Annotated in this window: 1 protein-coding gene; it reads right to left on the minus strand. The window is 41.7% G+C overall.

The genetic code is table 11. From position 1 onward, the window contains the following. On the minus strand, positions 1–1,902 hold a 1,902-nt coding region (locus Q0212_RS02580; RefSeq protein WP_297921765.1), incomplete at both ends, for a helicase-related protein.

Genomic DNA, 1,902 nt, shown 5'->3' on the forward strand with positions numbered 1-1,902 from the left:
TGGCACTGTTTTTCACCAACAACTTATCAATCATGTCCTCTTTTTCGTACATCTGAAAAGTATCGGTCAAACAAATGCCATTAAAGGGCGCGTAATCATCTAAAATAATATCGTGATAAACCGCCTCAATGTTAATGGCGGCAATGTAATAAGCCAGTAACACCAACTCATTGGCATGAATCTCATTTTTATATTTATAGGGTAATTGAGCATCACTAATTAAGCCACTTTGCAGCAAGCGTGTAATAAACGTGCCTGTACCTGTAAAGGGGTCAATAATATGCACATTCTTATCGCCCAAGGTTTGGCCAAACTCATTTTTTAAGGCATCGTTGACGCTATGAATAATAAAATCCACCACCTCAACAGGCGTATAAACAATGCCTAAACGCTCGGTCATTTTAGGAAAAGCATTTCTAAAAAACTTATCGTACAGCTCCACGACAATTTTTTGCTTACCTGTCGCACTATCAATACCTTTAGCGCGTTCTTGCACACTGTCATAGAAGCGTTGTAGCGTGTCGGTTTCTTTGTGCAGTTGATGCTCATGTAACTTGTCTAGCACATCCTGCATGGCTATGGACATCGGATTAAACTTGGCAAAACTGTAATCACTAAATAAGGCATCAAACACTGGCTTGGTAATTAAATGCTGTGCCAACATTTCGACAATTTCACCATCGGTAATGGCGTTATTGAGGTCATCACGCAATTCTTCGGCAAAGGCCGTAAACGCGGCTATTTCGCCAGTATTATCGGGATTATCTAAAATGGCTTGAATACGGCTAATGTGAGTATTGGCAATTTTGGCAATGTCATTTGCCCAATCTTCCCAATGGCGACGATTACCGCATTTTTGCACCACTTTGGCATAAATCGCACGTTCAATTTCACCGACTTCAAATTCCATTTGCTGTTGTTCGGGGGCGTTATTGTCAACTTTTTGACCAATGCCAAAACTACCCTTGCCTGCTTGTTGGCGACTGGTTTTACCTTTGGTGAGTTTGGTTTTTGGATTGATTTTGTCGGTAATGGCAACCACTTCCATCTTCGACAACATATTGGCGTTAAGGTCTAAATCCATTTTGTTAATCATGGCATCAAAACGGTCATCGTGAGAACGTAACGCCTGTAAGACTTGCCATACTACTTTATAAGTCTTGTTGTCGTTAAGGGCTTCGTGTGGCTCTACACCAGCAGGAATCACCACAGGTAAAATCACATAACCGCGTTTTTTGCCTTCGGCTTTACGCATCACACGGCCAACCGATTGCACAACATCCACTTGACTATTACGCGGTGTTAAAAACAACACAGCATCAAGGGCAGGTACATCCACACCCTCCGATAAACAACGCACATTAGACAAAATACGACAGGTATTTTCGGGCGTTTCTTCTTTCAGCCAAGTGAGTTTTTCTTCTTTTTGTGAGGCGTTCATACTGCCGTCAATATGTTCGGCATGACATTGCAAATAGGTATCAATGGTCGATTTATCGGCTTCTTGTTCTTGATAGGCTTCAACTACTGCCTGAAACATCTTGGCAATGTTTTTAGAGCTAACTTTGTGGGTATTGCCTTTGGTACTGGGTTCAATCACCTGACAAAACGCCACGGCGCGGCGCATCGGGTTTGTGTCGCCAATGAGGTCTTCTTGTGTGCCTTGTTTAGATAAAGCCTTCCAACAGCCGACAATTTTGGCGGCATCATCGACTTTAAGTTGGTTATCCTCATCTTTTAATAGGTTTTGTAATCGAGCATTAATATGATTTTCGTCAACCGCTAACACAATCACCTTGTAATCACACAATAACTCACGTTTAACCGCTTCTGAGAAGTTAATGGTATATAACTCATGGCCAAACAAAGCAGCATTATCCATTGAGCATAAAGCAACGTTAT

This window comes from uncultured Agitococcus sp. (assembly GCF_937920075.1).
Lineage (GTDB): Bacteria > Pseudomonadota > Gammaproteobacteria > Pseudomonadales > Moraxellaceae > Agitococcus.